Source organism: Pradoshia sp. (assembly GCF_051873915.1).
In the GTDB taxonomy this organism is placed as follows: Bacteria; Bacillota; Bacilli; order Bacillales; family Pradoshiaceae; genus Pradoshia.
In genome coordinates, this window is the sequence record NZ_JBJEFJ010000130.1 from 1 (window position 1) to 4,494 (window position 4,494).

The following is a 4,494-nucleotide window of genomic DNA, read 5'->3' on the forward strand; positions in this document are numbered from 1 at the left end:
CAGCGCCCGGCTCATAACTGTCGGCACAACCGATAGATGATTCTCCCCGAACGCTTCCATAAATTCCACCTGAATCTTGCTAGAATCATACAGTCTGGCAAATAACTCAGCCGCATCCTGAATTAAATACTCCTTCTCTTCTGACCCGACTGCCATGAAAAGACGGTGATGATGATCCGCAGAGCAAATCAAGTAATCATGCTCAAGCCCCCTCATCAAGGAGCGGTTCCACCAAAGCGAAGGACTGATTGCGATATAGTGCTGATAGGCATCAGACTTTGTATAAAGGGCATAAAGAGTCAGCAGCCCGCCAAGTGAATGCCCGAATAGTGTTTGGCTTAATCGGTTTACCGGATAATGAGCTTCCACAAACGGCTTTACGACCTCTTCCATCGTTCGAAGAAATTGATCTGCTCCCCCTGACGCTGGCCATGGCTGTCCATTCGGTCTCTTCGGTGCATGTAAAGTGTCCTGGGGCGGCGTATAATCCCAAAAACGCCTTGGATGAAATGGGGCATCTCCTGGATAACCAACCGCACAGACAATTGCCGGGATGACCCCTGTTTTTTCCTGCCTTCTTGATTGAAGACGAATTAGATTAGAAACGGTATGAAAGAAAGCATTTCCATCAAGCACGTATAGCACCGGAAAGCCGTCAGAAGGCGGAGCGGTGTCTGGGCTGTAGATAAATAGCTCATAATCCTCCAGTTGATACTGTTGTTGTGTCATGTCCTTGCCTCCTAGTTCGATAAGACAGCCTCACGCGTTGTTACGGAGTCATATCCAAGACAGATTGGAACACCATCATAAGGGTCCTTAATAATACGGGCCTCAATGTCAAATACGGCACGAAGCACTTCAGGCGTCATGATTTCCTCCGGCTTGCCGATTGCCTTGATTTGGCCGTCCTTCATCGCCACAAGCTGATCAGAGAAGCGTGCAGCATGATTGATGTCATGCAGGACCATGACAACCGTGCATGCTTGATTTTGGTTTAAATCCCGCACGATTTTCAGCACATCCAACTGGTGCGCCATATCTAAATAAGTGGTCGGCTCATCTAAGAGAAGCAGATCAGTCTCCTGCGCGAGAGCCATGGCCAGCCATACCTTCTGCCTTTGTCCGCCGGATAATTGGTCCATCTCCCGCTCGCGGAATTCGAGCGTTTTTGTGACCTCCATTGCCCATTCCATCACATCAAAGTCTGCCGCACTTAAGCTGTGTCCCCTTCTTTGATGCGGGTATCTTCCATAAGAAATGAGCTCCTCCACCTTAAGCTGGGAAGGAGCGACAGGGTTCTGCGACAGGAGGGCAAGCTTCTTTGCAATTTCCTTCGTCGACATCTGACTCAAGCTCTTGCCCAGCAGAGATACTTTCCCTGACTTTGGCTTCAAGATTCTCCCCATCGTCTTTAGCAAGGTTGATTTCCCGCAGCCATTCGGGCCAATGATTGTCGTCACACTTCCCTCTTGAATCGCCATGCTCAATTCACGGAAAACCGTGCGTTCCTCATAACGGGCTTCTAATTGTTCGACGGATAAAATCGTTGCCATAAGCGCTTCCCTCCTAGTGCTTTCTTTTCACGAGTAAATATAGAAAATATGGTACGCCAATGATCGAGACGACAATTCCCACCGGTATTTCAAGCGGTGAAAACGCCGTTTTGGCGATAAAGTCGGATAGCAGCACCAACAGCATCCCAACTGCCCCACTCACTGGGATTATGGCCCGATGCCTTGTTCCAACAAGGCTTCTTGCGATATGCGGGGCCATGAGGCCGATGAACGAAATGCTGCCTGATACGGATACACAGCTGCTGATGACACCAATGCTTGCCAGGAGCAAAATGGATTTCTCCCGCTCCACCCTGACGCCAATGCTCGTTACGGTCGCTTCCTCAAGCTGAAACAAGTCAAGCAAATGGGCCTTATGGTAAATGATCGGCAGCAGGATCAAAAGCCATGGCAGCATGGATAAAATATAAACCCAGTTCGCATTATAAATGCTTCCAGAGATCCACACCGTCGCCATTTCAAAATCAGCTGATTTCATCTTCAAGGACACATACAAGGACAGCGCCCCAAAGCCGGAGCCAATCGCTATCCCAGTCAGTAAAAGGCGTTCCGTATCAAGCCGTCCCCCTTTAAAGGAGAAGAAATAGATCAATAAGGCGGCTAGCAATCCGCCGGCAAGGCCGAATAACGGCTGCAGCATGATACCGGCTGTGCCCAGATTACTGAGCTGTCCTTGAAAGAAGAACATAAAGATGACAATGGCAGCACCAGCTCCGGCATTGATTCCGAGGATGCCGGAATCAGCGAGCCCGTTACGCGTGATACCTTGAATGACGGTTCCTGCCACTCCAAGCCCCATGCCGACAAGTGCGGCAATGACAATCCGCGGGAGTCTGAAATCAAAGATAATCAAGTCAAATTTCGGGTCACCTTCGATGCGAAGCAATGTCCGGACGACCTCGCCGACCGTCATATCAAAGGCACCGTTTGTCAAGCTGATATAGACTGTTATGGCAATTAATAGAACAAACACAGACAGGAGGCCGAGAGTGTTCTTCTTACGCATGCTTTCCGCCTCCCTTCGTCCGGATTAAATAGAGGAAGAACGGAACACCAATAATGGCGGTGACCACACCAATCGGCGTTTCGAAAGGATAATTGATAAAGCGGCTTGCCAAATCACAGCAGGCCAGGAATATGGCCCCAATCACGCCGGCACAAGGAATGACCCAGCGATAATCAACCCCAATCAAAAAGCGCGTGATATGCGGAATAATCAGTCCGACGAAGGCAATCTTCCCAACAAGTGCAACGGCCGTTCCCGTCATCGCAATGACAGACACCATGGCCAAGGCCTTCACGACTGTTGTGCGCAGGCCTAAGCTGACGGCCGTCTCATCCCCAAGCGAGAGAATCGTCAAGGACCCGGAAAGCAGCAAGGCCAGAATGAACCCAACAAGACCTAGCGGCAAGGCTAAAAGCAGCATATCCAAATCAGCCTGATGGAGCTTGGCATTATACCAGAAGCTAATATCCTGCGAGATTTGGAAATACGTCGCCATTGCAGCTGATAGGCTGCTTAGGAAGGTTCCAATCACCGTACCAATGATTGCAAGCCGGACCGGGGATAAGCCTCCACGGAGCAAGGAACCAAACCCGAAGACAATCAACGCACCAAAGGCAGATCCCGCCATCGACAGGAGAATCATCGTCAGATTGGAGGCTCCAGGGATAAGAATCATCGCGATGGTGATGAAGAAAGCTGAGCCATCGGTAACACCCATAATAGAAGGGGAAGCGAGATAATTCCGGGTCATCCCCTGCATGACAGCCCCCGAAATAGCCAGGAACGCTCCAACCAACAAGGCCGCCAATACTCTTGGCAGCCTTGAGGTCACAATGATCGCATGGTCCACATTCTTCGGGTCATAATGGAAGATGGCATCCATGACGATAGAAATATTGATATCCTTTGCCCCATACAGGATTGATAAGATGACTACCGCTGCCATGATAAAGGGAGCGGCAATCAATATCATCATTGGAGGGGCAGTCTTCCATGGCTTATCCATACGCATTATTTAGTCAAATTTTGCTGAACCGCATCAAGGAATTGTGTCTTGCTCCAAGCTGTTCCGCCTTGGGCAAGCGGTTCAACGCTATTGATGAAAACGTGATCTGCTTTGACGGCATCAAGACCATTCCAAATCGCATTCTTTTGAAGCTCATCGAGTGCTTCCGGTTTATCTGCATTTTCACTTTCCTCAAATTGAAGGAAGATATAGTCCGGATTCATTTCCGCCAATTTCTCAAGTGAGATGGCTTCCTGTGCTTTTGCAGCAGCTACTTCTTTCGGAACCTCTAGACCTAAGTCAGTGTATAATACCGGGTTTAAATATAAGTCCTGTCCATAAATCATCAAATTGCCGGCACGCAGACGGATGATGACCACTTCTTTATCCTTCATGGACTCAGATACAGAATTCTTTACTTCCGCAGCATCAGCCTTGTACTCTTCAAGAATCTTTTCAGCTTCCTCTTCCTTGCCAGTCAGTTCAGCAACAGCCGTTAAGTTGGCTTCCCAGTCTGTCGATACATGAGAAATCGGCATCATTGGCGCGATTTTCTCAAGCTGTGATTTCACATCCTCCTGGAACTTGGAGGTACCAAGGATGATATCCGGGTCTAAGCCTAGAATCGTCTCATAATTGGGCTGCATCTTGTCCCCGATGAGCTCAGCTCCCTTTAGGTCCTCAGCTAAATAAGAAGGCAGCTCTCCCCCGACAGCAAGTGCACCGGCCGGCTTCACATCCAAAAGGGCCAAGTCTTCCATTGATTCAAGACTTGCAGCCACAATCGTCGGATCCGCCGGAACCTTATACTCCTTATCCATATATGTAACCGTCTTTTCCTTTGCCTCAGTATCTGCCTGTTTTGCCTTACTGTTTGTAGCCTCGTCCTCACCGCATGCAGCCAAGCT

Annotated in this window: 5 protein-coding genes; all 5 read right to left on the reverse strand. The window is 49.2% G+C overall.

Annotated features, from left to right (window positions below):
• On the reverse strand, positions 1-729 hold a 729-nt coding region (locus ACI35L_RS11600; RefSeq protein WP_439802933.1), incomplete at its 3' end, for an alpha/beta hydrolase.
• 11 nt (positions 730-740) lie between these two features.
• The gene (locus ACI35L_RS11605; protein ID WP_439802934.1) at positions 741-1,553 is read right to left on the reverse strand and encodes an ABC transporter ATP-binding protein; all 813 of its coding nucleotides are present in this window, start codon (positions 1,551-1,553) and stop codon (positions 741-743) included.
• A gap of 13 nt (positions 1,554-1,566) precedes the next feature.
• Positions 1,567-2,580, reverse strand: a complete 1,014-nt coding sequence (locus ACI35L_RS11610; protein WP_439802935.1) for a FecCD family ABC transporter permease — start codon at positions 2,578-2,580, stop codon at positions 1,567-1,569.
• Positions 2,573-3,586, reverse strand: a complete 1,014-nt coding sequence (locus tag ACI35L_RS11615; RefSeq protein ID WP_439802936.1) for a FecCD family ABC transporter permease — start codon at positions 3,584-3,586, stop codon at positions 2,573-2,575. Before ACI35L_RS11615 ends, ACI35L_RS11610 begins: the two co-directional genes overlap by 8 nt.
• A 5-nt stretch (positions 3,587-3,591) precedes the next feature.
• On the reverse strand, positions 3,592-4,491 hold the full coding sequence (locus ACI35L_RS11620) for an ABC transporter substrate-binding protein (protein WP_439802939.1): 900 nt from the start codon (positions 4,489-4,491) through the stop codon (positions 3,592-3,594).
• Positions 4,492-4,494: the final 3 nt, after the last annotated feature.

Bases quoted from the DNA above. Each gene is read 5' to 3' on its own strand.
- ACI35L_RS11605 (WP_439802934.1), bottom strand. From the start codon at position 1,553: ATGGCAACGATTTTATCCGTCGAACAATTAGAAGCCCGTTATGAGGAA.
- ACI35L_RS11610 (WP_439802935.1), bottom strand. From the start codon at position 2,580: ATGCGTAAGAAGAACACTCTCGGCCTCCTGTCTGTGTTTGTTCTATTA.
- ACI35L_RS11615 (WP_439802936.1), bottom strand. From the start codon at position 3,586: ATGGATAAGCCATGGAAGACTGCCCCTCCAATGATGATATTGATTGCC.